This window comes from Hydrocarboniclastica marina, from assembly GCF_004851605.1.
Classification (GTDB): Bacteria; Pseudomonadota; Gammaproteobacteria; order Pseudomonadales; family Oleiphilaceae; genus Hydrocarboniclastica; species Hydrocarboniclastica marina.
Window position 1 is genome coordinate 3,721,189 of the sequence record NZ_CP031093.1, and the last position, 15,858, is coordinate 3,737,046.

14 protein-coding genes are annotated in these 15,858 nt (G+C 56.5%); 6 read left to right on the top strand and 8 right to left on the bottom strand.

What is annotated here, in order from left to right; translation table 11 throughout:
- The first annotated feature begins 169 nt into the window (after positions 1-169).
- Positions 170-511 (top strand): helix-turn-helix domain-containing protein, encoded by a 342-nt coding sequence (locus tag soil367_RS16470; RefSeq protein ID WP_136550125.1) that lies wholly within the window; start codon positions 170-172, stop codon positions 509-511.
- 45 nt (positions 512-556) lie between these two features.
- Complete coding sequence (locus tag soil367_RS19230) at positions 557-847, top strand: AbrB/MazE/SpoVT family DNA-binding domain-containing protein (RefSeq protein WP_425459986.1); 291 nt, start codon at positions 557-559, stop codon at positions 845-847.
- A gap of 67 nt (positions 848-914) precedes the next feature.
- Here soil367_RS19230 and soil367_RS16475 read toward each other — a convergent pair whose 3' ends face one another.
- Positions 915-1,151 (bottom strand): AbrB/MazE/SpoVT family DNA-binding domain-containing protein, encoded by a 237-nt coding sequence (locus tag soil367_RS16475; RefSeq protein WP_136550126.1) that lies wholly within the window; start codon positions 1,149-1,151, stop codon positions 915-917.
- 155 nt (positions 1,152-1,306) lie between these two features.
- Between soil367_RS16475 and soil367_RS16480 the strand changes: the two genes are divergently transcribed.
- The gene (locus soil367_RS16480) at positions 1,307-2,608 is read left to right on the top strand and encodes an IS1380 family transposase (protein WP_136545945.1); all 1,302 of its coding nucleotides are present in this window, start codon (positions 1,307-1,309) and stop codon (positions 2,606-2,608) included.
- A 236-nt stretch (positions 2,609-2,844) separates the two neighbouring features.
- Here the strand turns inward: soil367_RS16480 and soil367_RS16485 are convergent, their stop codons facing one another.
- The 3 genes from soil367_RS16485 to soil367_RS16495 are packed head-to-tail and all read right to left on the bottom strand — an operon-like array spanning position 2,845 to position 8,997.
- Positions 2,845-6,138 carry a site-specific integrase gene (locus tag soil367_RS16485; RefSeq protein ID WP_172962376.1) on the bottom strand — a complete coding sequence of 1,098 codons (3,294 nt, stop codon included), beginning with the start codon at positions 6,136-6,138 and terminating at the stop codon, positions 2,845-2,847.
- Positions 6,135-8,459 carry a hypothetical protein gene (locus soil367_RS16490; RefSeq protein WP_136550128.1) on the bottom strand — a complete coding sequence of 775 codons (2,325 nt, stop codon included), beginning with the start codon at positions 8,457-8,459 and terminating at the stop codon, positions 6,135-6,137. Before soil367_RS16490 ends, soil367_RS16485 begins: the two co-directional genes overlap by 4 nt.
- Before the next feature lies 1 nt (position 8,460).
- Positions 8,461-8,997 (bottom strand): hypothetical protein, encoded by a 537-nt coding sequence (locus soil367_RS16495; RefSeq protein ID WP_136550129.1) that lies wholly within the window; start codon positions 8,995-8,997, stop codon positions 8,461-8,463.
- A gap of 365 nt (positions 8,998-9,362) precedes the next feature.
- Between soil367_RS16495 and soil367_RS16500 the strand changes: the two genes are divergently transcribed.
- A complete protein-coding gene (locus soil367_RS16500) occupies positions 9,363-9,656 on the top strand; it encodes an MbcA/ParS/Xre antitoxin family protein (protein ID WP_136550130.1) in 294 nt (97 codons plus the stop codon).
- A gap of 31 nt (positions 9,657-9,687) precedes the next feature.
- Positions 9,688-10,527: a metallophosphoesterase gene (locus soil367_RS16505; RefSeq protein WP_136550131.1), complete on the top strand. Its 840-nt coding sequence runs from the start codon at positions 9,688-9,690 to the stop codon at positions 10,525-10,527.
- 262 nt (positions 10,528-10,789) lie between these two features.
- Here soil367_RS16505 and soil367_RS16515 read toward each other — a convergent pair whose 3' ends face one another.
- The 3 genes from soil367_RS16515 to soil367_RS16525 all read right to left on the bottom strand — a co-directional run bounded on the left by soil367_RS16515 (position 10,790) and on the right by soil367_RS16525 (position 14,004).
- The gene (locus tag soil367_RS16515) at positions 10,790-11,500 is read right to left on the bottom strand and encodes a cysteine hydrolase family protein (protein ID WP_136550132.1); all 711 of its coding nucleotides are present in this window, start codon (positions 11,498-11,500) and stop codon (positions 10,790-10,792) included.
- A gap of 25 nt (positions 11,501-11,525) precedes the next feature.
- Positions 11,526-12,887 (bottom strand): amidohydrolase family protein, encoded by a 1,362-nt coding sequence (locus soil367_RS16520; RefSeq protein WP_136550133.1) that lies wholly within the window; start codon positions 12,885-12,887, stop codon positions 11,526-11,528.
- Positions 12,888-12,951: 64 nt separating this feature from the next.
- Entirely contained in the window at positions 12,952-14,004 is a 1,053-nt protein-coding gene (locus soil367_RS16525) for an ABC transporter substrate-binding protein (protein WP_216642738.1), read from the bottom strand.
- Positions 14,005-14,873: 869 nt separating this feature from the next.
- On the opposite strand from soil367_RS16525, the gene soil367_RS16530 reads away from it, so the two are divergent.
- Entirely contained in the window at positions 14,874-15,113 is a 240-nt protein-coding gene (locus soil367_RS16530; protein WP_136550134.1) for a hypothetical protein, read from the top strand.
- Here soil367_RS16530 and soil367_RS16535 read toward each other — a convergent pair.
- Positions 15,088-15,849, bottom strand: a complete 762-nt coding sequence (locus soil367_RS16535; protein WP_136550135.1) for an ABC transporter permease — start codon at positions 15,847-15,849, stop codon at positions 15,088-15,090. The genes soil367_RS16530 and soil367_RS16535 overlap by 26 nt on opposite strands.
- Between the last annotated feature and the right edge of the window lie 9 nt (positions 15,850-15,858).

Here is a 15,858-nt window from a genome sequence, read left to right on the forward strand (position 1 = left end):
AGTCCCGACACTGTCTCGGATAATGATCTCGTAGCCGGCTCTTCAAAGATGCCAGATCTCTTCTTTCCTAACCCGGAGCTATGTCCTGGTCGGTACTGTCGGGTAGGACGTGCGTTAGAGAATGGCCCGAACGAAGTCTGCGAAAATGTCTTGAGACAGGAGAAACCCGATGTCCCCTATTACAGCTGAGGGCCTCTCGCTCCAAGAGGCCGCAACGCTTGTCGGCCGGACGACCAAAACACTTTACCGATGGATGGATAAAGGCCTTCTATCCTATCTACTGAGCGAGGCAGGACGGCGGCTGATTGATCAATCGGAACTGCTCAAAGTGGCCACCAGAAGCACAGGCGCCAGAGCGCGCAGCCGCGACAACAACGCCATCATCATAAAAATGCTGATTGACCTAGAAGGTCGCCTTGAGCGCCAAGAAGCCCTGATGATCGGTTTGGTAGAGCTGTATCAGCCCGGGTCAATCGATGCCCTCAATCGTAAGCGTCAGTTGCTGCGTTAACAGGCTCCGCACCGGCATTTGCAGCACATTCGAGCTAAGGCTATTTTGTCGGCGAGGACTCATCACATCCGAGGTCAGAATGAGAACCACCATTCGAAAATTAGGAAGAATGTTGGAGTCGTTCCGCCAGCGGCTATCTGTGACCAGCTTCATCTCAAGGTAGGGGATAGCGTGGAAATCGACGCTCAAGACAGCACAATTACTATTCAACCGTATAAACGCAGGCGGAAGTACGCGCTAAGCGAGCTGCTGGCCCAGTGCGATGAAGATTCGCCTTTTCCAGACGACCTGACAGAGTGGGACCGAGCTCCAGCTGTTGGTCGGGAGCAGCCGTGAGCATGACCACGGCATTTCCCTGGCCATGTTCAAACTGAATCAATGCGGGCTTTGCTGCGTCTACGCATCACGCTTTAGGCTCCGGCTGATCACGACTGGCCAGGGATTCTTCCGACACGTCCTGGTCGTCAAACCAATCATCCCACACCGAATCGAACGGCCTATCGTACTTAATCACCGAACCCTTCAATTTCTCTAGCGGGTCCAGCTCCCGAGGCAACGGCGTAAAAACCTCATCTGCGTGACCCGTATGTTCGTTCAGACCCCGAAGCAGGTCTTTTTCTGAGAGTAGTCGTTTTTTCATGGGCTCACCTCGCAAGAGCAGGATCTGGCGACTGCACACCGTGATGAAGAATACTCTAGCCCGGATTTCTCATGAGGAGGAAGGAAAAAGCGGCTTAAAGTGGTAACATTTCAGGACCTTACACCAAAAACGAACCACCAGAAGCCGCATCCAAAATGGTACCCGAAAAGCTGACCTTCTCGCCACTGTTCCGCCGTCAGATTGAAGCCGATTTCTCCGGAGGCCACATCACCTCCGATGCTGGCTTGTTGTTATTACGCGAAGTCGATAAGCAACACCAGTTAACCCAGCGACTGGCCGAGACTCTGGTCGATCAGCGGGATTCCACGATGGTTCGTCACCAACTCGATACCATGGTCCGGCAACGGGTCTACGGCGTGGCCGGCGGATACGAAGACCTGAATGACCATGAAGCGCTACGCTTTGATCAGGCGCTGCAATCCGCCACGGGTGAGGTCTCCGTCCTGGCCGGCAAGTCCACGCTCTGCCGAATGGAACAGGCCGTGGACCGGCAAACCATCGTGAAGGCCCATGAGCTGCTCTGGCATCATTTCATTGAGCAGCACGACAAGCCGCCAAAGGAAATCGTGCTGGATTTCGACGGCACGGATATTCCGGTGCACGGCGACCAGCCGGGCAAGTTCTTCAACCGGTACTACGATCACCACTGCTACTTCCCGCTGTATGTCTTCTGCGGACGGCACCTGCTGGTGAGCTATCTGCGCACCAGTAATCGGGGTGATGCCCGGCACAGCTGGGCCATTCTAGCCCTATTGGTGCGGTTTATCCGGCGCTACTGGTCAGAAACCCGCATTGTGTTCCGGGGTGATTCCCACTTCTGCAAGCCCCGAATCCTGGCCTGGTGTGACCACAACCAGGTGGATTACATCGTGGGCATGGCGCGCAATACGCGGCTGGAAACCCTGGCGGCACCCGCCATGGACAAGGTCCAGGAATATCATGAAGCCACCGGCGACAAGCTGGCCGTTACGTTCCGCTTTAACTACAAGGCCCGAAGCTGGCAGCAGGAACGGCTGGTCGTCGCCCGCCTGGAATACGGCCCCCAGGGTCCGAATCCCCGCTTCGTCATCAGCTCCCGCTACGACGAGGGGTTCAAGCTCTACTACGAACAGTATTGCGCCCGCGGTGACATGGAAAACCGGATCAAGGATCAGCAGCTGGATCTGTTTGCCGACCGCACATCGAGTACCCAATGGTGGACCAATCAGTGGCGGCTGATACTCTCCGGCTTTGCCTACACCCTATTCGAGCGTCTGCGGGTGCATCTGAAAAGCACGCCCTTCGAGCGCATGAGCGCTGGCACCCTGCGGTTGAAACTGATCAAGGTCGGCGCTGTGATCATCCGCAATACCCGCCGAATCCGGGTGTTGATGAGTGATAGCTATCCGTATAAGACAGAATTATCAGCCCTGGTTCAGCGGCTGGTGCCCACCTAGATCAGCGGGCTCCCCCGGCCCGTCAGTAATGGGGGAAAGGGGGAATTGTGTCTGCACATCAGGAATTGATTAATATCTGATCAAAAAACCCCGGACGAGACACCGAAAACCGGGATATCCTCAGGCATCCGCCCATCAGGGACTACTATGAGAAATCCGGGCTAGACTCGAACCTTCGACTCAGTCCAGACGCCTCGTTTTTAAGCGGTCCTCGATTTACTGGATCACAACCTGAATCATTCACTGTTCGGCAATATGCCGCCCACCATGCTGGCCGGGGGCAGGCAGACGATGGCTGCCGTCAGAACGAACCGTACTACATCCCAGAGCATGCGCTTGCCCGTTTCGTCCGCATGTAGATCAATGTGCGCTACGCCTTTTGGGTTTCGCTCAGTGAGCCGCAAGCCTGTTCGGCTGACTAGAACCCGCGATTTCGGAACCTCAAAACGCACCGCCCAAAAACGCCGAGCCTCCTGCAGATCTTTATCCAGCCCTAGATTGACCCTGACGAAAGCCCATCTCTTCAAGCTCAACATATCCAGCAATCGCAGGAAGTCGCGCTTGGACTCAAAGCTCTTGAACTTGATTAGAGTCTGTGAGCGTTTCAGATTCTGGAGGAAGTCACTCAGCACCTTGTGCACGAAGTCAGGATCATCTTCGTGGATGCGTTGCAAGCGCTGAAAAAGCGCCTGCACCTCTGCTTTCTGGCGCTTCGTTCGTGGAGGAGCCGGGAATATATCTGACGAGGGCGCATAAGGTGCCTGAGATGCATCCCATTTCGTTTTTTCGTGGCTATTCTTGGGCAGCACTTTTTTCTGGGTGCGCCTGTAGCGAATCCGGGAGGTCCCTCTCGCAGTTTCCAGTAAGCTCATCTCTGCCACCCTGTCGCCCCACTCGCGAATGACAAAGGCCTCAATTCCATAGCTTTCAGCCAAATCTTCAAAAACCGAAGGATCAGTGTCGTATCGAGCGTCCAGCGTCGCCATGAGTTGATACAGCATCAATGGGTCTATCGCTACTTGCCGTTGTGCTGGATCCAGCTCCGGGCATTGCGGGACGATCCAAGGCTCTTCTCCTGTCTGGGCAGTGAATCGTGACCACCGCCTCGCTAAGACGGCGAGCAACTGTTCAGCGGTTGTGCTTCCTTTCAAACCGTGTCGATAACGGATAACGTCTATACCGCTGGGATTGACGCCGAGAAGGCTCGCCTGAGCCACCATCGTCAGCTCAGGGTTACGCCGATTGCGGACCATAGCGCCAAGCAACCAGTCAATCAGGTGCAGATAGCTGGCCATGGACTCGCCGGGATCCAGATGGCCGCACCAGCCACTAAGCGCCCAAAGATGCTTCCGGGTGGGTACGCCGCTGGAGCCGAGGCGCGCTAACTCGGAAAAGCACTCGCCCCATCTCGGCAGAGCATTTTGCTTATCATCGTCCAGCCGCCACTGCTCGGGGATATAGTCGCCAGGTTGAGGCTCCATGAGTCTCAGTAGTGAAAAAGTCGCGAAGCTGTGCCTGTTGTGGTGGAACCGCATCCCTTCCGTGCCGCTGGCGTTGCACATGGCCCTTTGTATCGGCGCGAACACTTCCCTGTCCGTCAGCATTCGAAGAGGCTCGCCAGCAGAACAAAACAGAAGAGCCTGACTAGAGAGCTGATGTTGTTCCGAGTACCGTAGTCTCACCCACTGTCTGAGCTGTGCCATTTCGCTATCCATCAAAAACAGCCACAGAGGCAGACGACGCACGCTAGAGCTCGATTTAACCGTCGCGTAGAGATTATTCCGGACGAGTAGCTCAGGGTGCTTGCAGCCCGGCTTGAGAATGCCAGGAACGTCCTGGATGCGCAGAGAGGCAACCTCGCTCCGGCGCAGACCGCACCGGTACCCGAGAATCAGAATCAGCTCTCTAATAGCTGCTAATCGCGCATCGGCCGATTGAGCCAGCCATGCCCGCGCTCTCATGAATTCCCGCGGCGTCAGAATCTGCGCATCGACGTTGCGGAGATCCAGTCGTTCGTCCTGGATATTGACGGGCGGAACATCGAACTGATCAACCAGCCAATGATGGAACTCAGCAAGCCGTGCGCAGCGGTAAACCGCCTCGTTGTTACTTGCGGACTCCTGCATAGCCCTTTCGTAGAGTGCCTGCCAGTCGGACGGGGCGTAGGTCGCTACATTCGGTTGATCTACCGACGCGATGACCAGACTTTTCCCAATGCTGGACAGATAACGTGCAGCCGAGCTCACTTTTAACGTCTGCTTTTCACTGCCCTCAGCCGTCAGGCGCTGTTTCAGCCATTGAGCCAAGAGGATAACCAACGGCGGTGTTTCGCCGCCGCTTTTCAGCATGTCTCGCAACGCCTTGGTTACTGCGCTCGTAGGCCGTTTTTTTTCATATCGGTCCTTAACTCGGACACAGTCACGAAGGCGATTTAACGACGCTAATTGACCCGACAGCAGCTGTGTTTCGGGCATCTTCGGTAAATTAACCGACCCCGGAGCGCGGTTTGCTATGTCTGTGGGTTCGATCGGTATTAATTTGCGCGCTGGCGCCAAGCCACGCCAGAGGCGTTCATGGCACTCTGATGTCAGCGATGGGCCGAGGTCTCGGCTTTGCGCGTAATGCGCGACGAAGTGCGGTATGTCGACCATCGCGGCCGTGCGTGCGTGAGTCATCAGCCACTCGAGCTGACTCCCTGCCGGGGGATTCAGCCCCACGTGTTTCAGATACCGGCTCAGCAATACTCCAGGGCGCTCATCTGGCCAGGATCGACCGTAGTTGCGGTACCAGCGTTGTAGCAGCAACGCAGTGACAGTGTCCGGAAACCATCGTCGGACCATAGAGGTCTTCGCGAAGTTGAGTGACGACCCTCGCGGAGCCATATCGGCCATTCTGAATTCTAACGACACCGGTTGACGGTCGGCTTTGCCTGCGAAAAAGACGCCTCGGCTGATCGCCTCTGGCCATGCCGTGGCCCAGTAATGGTTTAACAGCATACCCCTGGTAATAGCCGAAAACAGCAATTGCCCGGCGTCCAGGTCTTGGTGACCGGTTTGGCGTCCGCCTGTTGCGGTGGTACTTCCGCCCGGGACGTAGTCGCCGTTTAAATGATCCCAGAAGCGCTGCAACATTGCGCGGTACGGCGCTAACTCACGGAACAGCTCCGGCGTCAGAACCTCTTTCTCAGCACGATAGACGCTGATTGGCGCAGGTACTGGGATATCCCAACCGCATTCTTGGACACCGCGGGACAGTCCGCGTACGAGAAAATTATGCCGGTCCCGCAGCTGATGGTTGGAGCCTGCGTCACTGATGGTCTCAAACAGTGCCTTTACTTCGTCCTCCGATAGCTGCTGACCCGGCTCGCCCGCCACGAGCGCAGGATACTGCCGCTTTAACTGGTCCAGTAGCTGTAACTGGTCCGCACGTTTTTGTTGCGCCCGAGCAGCGGTGCGAGCCTGGTCTCCTGCCCCCCGGCGTCGAACGATTGGCCTGATGCCCCACCCTGACCAATCGCCTGTCCCACTCATGACAGGCCTTCCAGCGCACGCCATTGGACGACGTAGGATAGCTGTTCTACGGCTCGTCCGATGGCCGCTCGGTAGTTAAGCGGATCCAGACTGGAGTAACGGCCCCATGGATTCTGACCGTCCATCCAGTGCCCCATAAATGCATCTACCGCTTCCCCCGGCACATCCGCTTCGCGAATATAGCCGCGCAACAGGTGTCTGTTTAGATTCAGGGGAAGATCGAAACAGTACTTCAGGCGCCTTGCGAGAGTCACGGGCCGAACTTGCTCTGCCTGAGCTGAATCGGTGAGAAAGAAAAAGAAACTTGCCGGAGCTTGGCGACCTATCATAGAAAGAGTCTCGACGACAAAGCGGCGGTGGCGCTGATAGTGTTCCAGTTGCTGCCAGCAGGGTTGAGCCAGCGGCACAATACGGCTATGGCCCTCACGCCCCCCAGCTTTGTCATTGATGACAACCAACCGATTGTCCCAATCGATATCAGCCTCGGTCGCGATAGGATCCTGAACTGCACGGTATCCCGTCGTGAATAACATCAGCATGATGGTGTAGGAGGTATACGCGTTGTGGAACTCGATCCAGGCGTCCGCCGTCGTCCAGTTGATCTGGGCCAACCTGACGGACTCCATCAGGTCTTTTACGAGTCTCCTGAGCGCTGGGATAGCAAGTCGTAGTTCCGAGCCGACTTCACTGCCCTGACCGAGCAACCGTTCATGCCTGAAAAACTCCATTTCCAGTGGTAGCGATTCAACAGCTTTGATATAGCGACGAATCAGGATGGACGTTGTTGTGTGGTGGTAAAAAATAGAAGCACTCTGCCCTGTCGGGGGGAGCTGCCCGGTCACGAGGCAAGCCTCTGCTAAATCACCCTCGTGCTCGACCAACAGCTGATACAGAGTGTGCTGGATTCTGAGGAGAGTGAGCCTCGTGTTCTGCCGCCTGTTAATTGCGGCAATCAAGTGTTTTGCCTGGTCGATTGGGCTGGCAATATCACCGTCAAACAGCGGACTTTCGAGCTGCTCGGACCTCCCTAGAGCCCGACTCAGACTAAGCTCCAGCGCCTGCCAAAACCGCTTTGCAATGGGGAACCCAACCGATGGCGCAACCGGTGCGAGGACACGGGCCGCATTGGCGGGAGCAGACCCTGCCTCGGCGGGCCGAAACACTCCTCGGTGCCAGGTGGCGTTGGCCGTCACCAGATACACGACTCCTGCATCTGGATCTTTCGGCAAGTCCACGACGTCCCGACACACCCGTGTACTCATGGCGTCCGTGGCGGCCTGCCCTGTCATCAGACAGAGCGTTATTAGAGCAACGGCGTCGGGCGACGCCTCCCGATTCTCGAGTATTGCCCGTAGCAGAACCGTATGTTCGAACGAACTAAGGCTATCCCAGCGCGATGGCAACCGCTGCGTCGCCTTCTGCTGGTGCTTGATCGCGCTCCTGGAATACAAGGTCGCGAGCCCGGGCGCTTCCCCTTTTTCAGGTCGCAACGTCCTTTTGGGCTGCAGTAACGTCACGCCTAGCTCGCTTTCCTCGCCCGATAACCCTAGCCGTCGCTGGTCTTCCAGCTCGTCATGGGGAATAGCGCATTCCGTTATCAGCGCGAACTCAGTCTCGTGGATTTCACCGTCTGGGTCCTGCGAACCCTGTGACCGAACAACCCTGGCAGCGGCAAACGTAGAATCGGGCCTCCTGGTCTGGCGTGGCCCCCTAAGGGGCGAGTCGCGCAGGCCCAGCGCATAAGCGAACATGCGCTCCATGGGACCGACCGTACTCTCGTGCTCCTGCGTTAAGTCATTATCTAGAATCGCCTCTAGGGCGCGATGTAATGACATCATGCAGTACGGTACGTCTGGGAAAAGATCCAGCTCCCGCCTGGTCATCTGGCGGTGCCGTCGGCATGCCAGCACCCGTGTTGACACAAACCCACTGCGATTTTTGACGCTGCCCTGGTCGATTTTGCATTGGATCAGATCAGATGCCACGACGATTTGGGCCGCCAGCGCGAGCGATTTTCGGCCTCTGCCGTCGGAACGGGCCAGGTCCACGATCAGCGCGTGGACTGGCCAATCCCCTTTTAAGCGATTGCTGCCCGGAATAGGCCCTGTTTGCACAGGCAAACCCCCTCGGGCCAAGTTGGACCATGCCTGAGTTCGTTCCAGAAGCGGCGACCCAAACCTCGGTGCGCCAATCTTCTCAATGTGCGGTATCAGCGCCTGAAGTCCTTCTGCAAGATATCGCGTCCCGACGAGGTCTGGCCGTAGCCCGAAGCGGGCGCGGACCTCTTCGTCGAAGCCTGCGATTATGCTTACTAGGGACATTTCAGCGCTCCATCCAGGCCCGAAACTCTGAACGGAACGGTTTGGTCCGGCGCGAGAAATCCCGGCGGTTGGTGCCCGTAACCTCCGCAAAACGGGTTTTTGAAACAAAATCTTCAGAAAGTTCTCGACGTGCCGCTGAACTCGGTAGCGCCTCCCACAGCATGCGCAGCGCACCGGGCAAAAACCGCTCGTCGAGCCCAGCGCACAGGGTGCCAATCAACTCCAGTTGCGCGGACATGACGCTCAGCGGCGCCAGCTCATCTTGAGGTACAACTAACACCGCTATTTTCGTGTTCTCTGGTAATCTCTGCGCGAGATGAAGGCTACGCAGATTCGCCGCGCAGTAGTGAGCGCCATCCGATCCCCTGTAGACAATCGGTGGCGCCAATAGAAGTGCCATCTGGATTGCATCATGGCTCAACTCATTAATGGCCGCGTTTTTGCGAATGACATTAGCATGCGCTCGAGCTGTGCCGTAAATCTCTGGTGATAACGTCAGGCTTGTGCGTAATAGCTGTCGAATAGTCATCTGGAACATATAGTGTCTCGTGTTAGGCCATCTCCTACAATAATAAATAGACCAAAGGTCGAAATAAAAGACTATTTTACTTCATTGTGTAACTGATACTTTAACTTTGATTAAAAGACAAGTAAACAGGAATAGCGGTCGAACTGTTAGTCACATATAAATACACCTTGGTCGGTGCATATATTCATATTGTATAATTTTTTTATTGTTTTAAATCTGCTACTTAGCCGAATTCTACACGCCAATTCAAAACGGCGATTTTATACCATGATTTGATATAATAACTATCGCCCTTAGGTAAGTACCTGTGCTGCCGTGGTCATGCTAGGATAAAGTTAACTGGCTACCGCTAGCATGAACGGAGCAAATGCGATTTGGACGATAGAAAGCAGACAGACAGCAGGCTCTCTCAAGCTGTAGAGTTTCTGAATATCGGAAGTCTTGAGGAAATGGTTAACGGAGAAATTGATCAAGCGTCGAAGCTCGCGTTCCTCACTATATTTCGATCACTCGCCATGCTCGTCGGAGGTGACAGGAAGGCGATGCGTCATTGGCTAGATACAGAGAATTCGGCATTTGGCGAGGCTCCCATCGAGCTCATCGTAAGGGGCGAAGGCCTGGATAGCGTTGTGGCCTACCTGGAGCGAATCCGGCATCCGCAGGGATAGTATTCAGTGGACGCTAACGGCGAGAAATTCAATGCTCAAGTTTGCTTATGCCTCAGATATACACCTGGGATTTTTCCCAGACACCGAGTTGCCGGCGCTGCACTGGCATCCTGATGCGCGAGTGATCTTGCTCGCCGGCGACATCATGGACGGTATTCGCGCAAGCCACATCGATTGGGTTCTGAAAGCCTGTGAAGGCCGGGTGGGCCTAATGACGCTGGGCAATCACGAGCTATACAGGGGTCGACGCGACAAAGCTGTCCGCGTTCTCAACGATGCCTTTCGTGGAAGCCACGTTTCTCTTCTCTTGAACGAGAGCGTAGTTGTCGAGGGGGTACGCATCGGTGGGACTGATCTTTGGACGGACTATAACCTGCACGGCGATCAGCTATCAGCACGAACGCAAGCCGAGCGGCAGATGAACGATTTCAGGAAAATACGCTATAAAGATCCAGCCGGGTGCTACCGAAAGCTACGGGCTCGCGACGTACTACAGTGGCATTCGGAAGGCCTCGAGTTCATTTCCGACCTGCTCAACGAGAGCCAGGAACCAGTTGTTTTAATGACGCACCACGCGCCGTCGCGGCAATCGATTCCGGCTGTCTACCGGAACGAGCCGCTATCCCCTGCTTTCGCATCAGACCTGGATAGCGTTTTTGCAATTACGCGGCGACCGCCTGCGGTGGCGGTTCACGGCCACATTCATCAGACACAAGATCATGTGATGCCATGTGGAACAAGGGTTCTGGCTAACCCCTACGGCTATCACGGCGTTGAGCAGAATCCGCAGTTTAATCCTCGCAACCTCGTGAGCGTTGATGAGCACGGGGAAGTTAACGTGTTGGTTGCTGATAATGTTGCGCCCGATTGAGCATCCTTGGTAATGGCTGAGCGCCGCGGAAAATCGAGGCGCACTTTACAGAGAAGTTAACCGGCTGCCTGCTGAGCTGAAGAAAACGTCGCCCTGGGACCGATGAGGCGAGCTTGGCGGTCACAAGAAATTCACCGTTACTACCGATGTCCAAGTCTACTTCTGCGACCCTTAGAGTGCGTGGCAAAGAGGCAAAAATGAAAACGCCGAGCGCTTAGTACGTTAGCAGCTGGTCCGATCCGTTGGACTCACCGTCTAGGCTTCATTCGGCCAGGGGTTCCAAGGCCTCCAACAATTGTGCGGAGCTGGCGACGCAGCCGAACAGCCCCCCCTGCATGGTGGTCATAGTCAGGCTGGCTTCGTAGTGTTTCTGTTCGGTCGCCATGGTTCCGTCACTGAGCATCAGGCATTCAAAGCCACGATCGCAGGCCTCTCGGAGCGTACTGTGTACACAGACGTCGGTAGTGAGCCCCGCGAGTATCAGGTGAGTAATACCGCAGGTCCGCAGAATGTGCTCGAAATCAGTAGCGTAGAAGGCTCCCTTGCCGGGCTTGTCGATTACCGGCTCTCCAAGGGCGGGCGTGAGTTCAGGGATGATTTCCGAGCCAGGTTCGCCACGGACCAGTAATTTGCCCAGCGGGCCCTCGCTGCCGATACCGTCGCAGACCTGTTGGCTTCGCCAGAGCTTTGGAGGCGATAGATCAACCAGTTCTGGACGGTGGCCCTCGCGGGTGTGGATGACCCACATGCCGGGCACACGGCGGGCTAGGTTCAGTACCCGGCTAATCGGCTCAATGGTGTTGCGTGCTGGCCCGATGTCAATGCCCTGCGCATGCAAAAACCCCCCTTCACCGCAAAAATCACGTTGCATGTCAATGATAATGAGCGCCACCTTCGCTGGAGCCACGTGGCTATCGTAAGGCCAGCGGTACGGATCGGCAGTGACACTAAACCTGTCGGTTGAAGTGTTCATAGGATTACCTGTGGTTTAGGAACAATCAATGTAATCGGGTAACGGCTTCCGCCGCCAATGCCTGCAGGCGGTCCAGATCCAGACCTGGAATGGTGCCGTTGACCACGCGGGGCGTCCCGTCCATGAGCAGATGGCGTACCTTTGCACTACCGCCAGCCACCACCGGGGCCACTGCTGGGTCGTGCAGCCCGAAGTAGCGGGGCTGCCCAAGGTCGTAGACAGCCAAATCTGCCGCCATACCCGGGGCAAGTACACCCACCCCCTCAAACCCGAGTACCTGGGCACCGCCGGCTGTGGCCCAATGAATGACATCCTCGACTTTGGTAGCGTCGGGGCCGCCCAATGCGCGGTGTAGGAGCCATGCCATATGCACTTCCTGGATCATGTCCGCCGCTTCGTTGCCGGCAGCGCCATCGACTCCCAGCGATATCGGAATGCCGGCGGCGGCCATATTTGGCACACGTGCCATGCCGGAACCGAGCCTGCAATTGCTTTGCGGGCAGTGAGAGACGCCGGTCCCTGTTTGCGCCATCAGCCGCAGTTCCTCGTCGGTGGCATGCACCATATGGGCGAACCAGACATCGGGCCCCAGCCAATCGTGGCGTGCGCAGAATTCCACCGGAGTGCAGTTGTGACGTTCGCGGCAATGTGTCACATAGTCCTTCGTCTCGGAGAGATGGGTATGCAGGCGCAGGCCCATCGCGCGAGCTGCCTCGGCCAGGGGCCGCAGATCAGCAGGGCGGACTGAAAACGTTGGCGTGGTGGGAGCCATCACCACCTGGCGTAGCGGCCTGGGTCCGCGCTGGTGGTAGCGGGTGCTGAGGGTTTCTACCTCACGGATGACGCCGCCCACGGTTTCTGGCTTCATGGATTGGGGGAAATCATTCGGTCCGGGGACCAATGTGGCAGCGCCCCGGCAAACGACAAGACGCACCCCCAGTTCCTCGGCCACCTCAAACAGCGCAGCGGTTCCCTCGGCGCCAATACCGGGCGCATACACATAGTGATGATCGGCGCAGGTGGTTGTGCCTGAAAGCAGTAACTCAGCCAGGCCTACCGTCGCCGCAATGCGCACCAATTCGGGCGTCATCCGTTCCAGGCGAGGCTGAGGCACCGCACCAAGCCATTTCGACAGAGGCTGGTTGATGCCCCCAGGGATGCCTTTAAGAAGGCTCTGAAAAAGATGATGATGAGTGTTGATCCAGCCGGGGTAGACAACGCAGCCACGCGCGTCAAGGCGCTCATCGTCGGCATGCGGTGGGAGATCCTGACCCATTTCGGTAATTACGCCGTCACGCACACGAATATCCACCCGGCCGGCACGGGCCTCGGCACCTAGGTGACCAGTCATTACTGCTTCGGCATCATGGATCAAATACGCACTCATAACTGCACCCATGGGCTCAATAGTTTGTTGAAATTCATGACGAGGTTCCGGTACTGCTGTAGGGCTAGTCGAAAATACGACGGAGGTTTGCTTCCGGCAGGAAGCTGGAGTCGAACACTGCCTCGGCCTCGGGCACGTTTCCAGACGGAAGCTCGTAGGCCAAGGCAACCTGATCGATCGTCCTTTGCAGGCGCTCCATGTTTACGTCGCCGATGCCATTCTCGCGCGTGGCGGGCGTATCGATGGTGCTCTCTATGGTGAGGTGTAGGCGACTTTGTTCGGTGGCTACATCAATTAGCGAGTCACGCTGACGCACAAATTCGATGGAGGCATCCGGACTGGATATCACGTCCCTTAGTCCTCGGGTGTACGCTCGCAGGAATCCAGCAATGGCTTCGGGGTTGCTCTCGATCAGCCGGTCGCTGACGATAATGGCGTTGCCATACAGATTGGCCCCGTACTCAGGGTAAGGCATCACTACCAAGTCCTCGCGCCGAACCCCACGTGCTTCTAGGTTGATGATGCTGGAAAAAACGTAGCCGCTGATCGCATCCACGTCGCCCCGGATCAGAAGAGTTTCCCGTAGCGTTGGGTCTACTGTCTGCCAACTGACCGCATCCGCGCTCAGACCGTTGGCTTCTGCAAACATCGGCCAGGCCCGGCGGGCCCCGTCGAAGGAGGGCGCCGCCAACGTTTTGCCGTCCAGATCCGAGGGGGTGCGAATGCCGCTGGATTTCAAAGCGATCACTGCAGCAGGGGAAGCATCATAGGTCATGAACACAGCCCGTAGCCGGGGTGAGTTCGGATTATTGGCCAGATATTCAACTAATGCGTTCACATCGCCAAAGCCCAGGTCATAGGCGCCAGCGGCAACCCGATTGATTGTGTTGCCCGAACCGGAACCGGAGTCGAAGGTCATGTCCAACCCTTCTTCCTTGAAATAGCCTTTGGCATCAGCCAGGAAGAATGGCGCCGTCGGCCCCTCGATTCGCCAGTCAAGCTGAAACGCGAGCTTGACTGGTTCTTTAGCTATGGCTGATGTACTGAAAAAAACCGCGGTGGCGACAACGCCTAAGGTCATGGCGGCGAGTCGGAAAACTGTCGATCCGAAAAGCATTATAAATCTCCTGTTGAGGCGATGGCGTCACCGTCCGGTAGCGCATGGTGTGTGCGGAAGATTGAAAGAGGCGCACCGTGAGTGACCGTTCGTGTTGAGGAGCTGGTGCCAGACCCGATTTCATTTCCAATTTAAGCGCCGATTAGTGAAGCTCACAAGCAACTATAATGAAGCACCCCGCTGTCATTTCGGCAGCGCTGCCCGGGCTCTCTTACCGCTATAGGACAGTCTGAAACGAGGTGCAATGCAAATAAGCCCCACCCCCCGGGGTGCCCCGAAGGGAGTGTGTAACCAATGATTCTCCTCCGAGATATTTTGTGCTTGATAAAGCATCGATGACGCTCGCATTCGTCGGCCCTGTATTCTCCGAAACCGCACAGGAACCCACCATGATGAGGGTGTTGCCGTTCAACATTGGCGCCGCCGGGCAAAGGCGCCAAGGGAGGCGCCGCCTTTGCTGGAGGTCAGGGCCAGTGACTGGCAAAAACGTGCCACGTTTCACGATGCCGTTTTCGGATAATGCTGACCTCTGCGTCATGAGGTTATGTATAGCGGGGACTAGCGATTGGCGTCCAGCCAGCGGCCCAGTGGCGGGTGCTCCTCCTCGGGCATGCCGGTGGTGTTGCCGGGTGGGATGTAGTGGTGATCCAGCGTTGACTGACGCACTTTGTTCCGGTGCTGAGTCAGCAGTTACAGGTCATCAGTGCGCTGACCGCGGCGCCGGTCGCCACTGCCTGCCTGTCCGTGGCCGGAAGCTCTGCCCAGGGTGCGGGGCAAGGGCCCAGATCAGAGCAACGGTCATTGCAGGACAAGCAGGTGCGCGCGCTGAGACGGCCAGCAAGTTAGGGAAACGTTCTGAGCAGTTCCGGATGGCCGGGCTGGAAGCGCCGAGGAGTGGTCGTCTCCGCAGTATTGACGATGACAAAGTGACAGAGGTGATCAATAAAGCCCCTCATTTCAATCCCAAAGGTGCGACCCATTGGTCTTCCATCCTGATGGCCAAGGAAGCCAGGCTCAATGCCATGGCCATCAGCCGGAAATCGCCAAGCGTCTCCCCGACCAATTATTGTCGAGTGCTTTCTGCTAATGTCGGTGAGCCCAGCCCGTGACGCGTTTCTCTAGCAGAGCCATGGAACCATACATGACCATGGCCATCGCACTGATCGCAACCAGGCCAGCAAACACCAGGGGCATCCGCATTTGAGAGCCCGCCGACATCATGAGGTATCCGATGCCTTGATTGGACGCAACCGTTTCCGCAACCACGGTGCCGACAAATGCGAGTGTTATGGATATTTTTAATGCACCGAAGAAATGCGGCATTGAGCGTGGCAGGCCCACTTTGAGAAGCACGTCACGCTTCTTGGCGCCCAGCACGCGCAGCACGTCCTGAAGCTCCGGCTCCACTGTCGCCAGGCCTGTGCCGACGTTGACAACGATTGGAAAGAAGCTGATCAGAAAAGCGGTGATGATAGCCGGTACCGTGCCGATACCGAACCAGACAACCAATATGGGAACCACTGCCACTTTTGGAATGCTGTTAAACGCTACCAGCAATGGATAGCACGATCGATACATGAATTTGGAGGTGCCAATCATGATGCCGAGAAGTAGACCAACAACCACACCTACGGCAAAGCCAATCACGGTGGTCCAGAAGGTTTGCCAAGCGTGCTTTCCGATCGTTCCTGAGTGTGCAAACAGTGCATCAAGCGTTGCGATGGGGCCAGGGAAAATGAACTCAGGCACATTAAAGAGACGTGTTGATGCCTCCCACAGCACGAGCAATAGAACGCCTGCGAACCAGGGGGCTAGGCTGTAACGAACGGATTGTGAAAGTTCCATTGCAGGTTT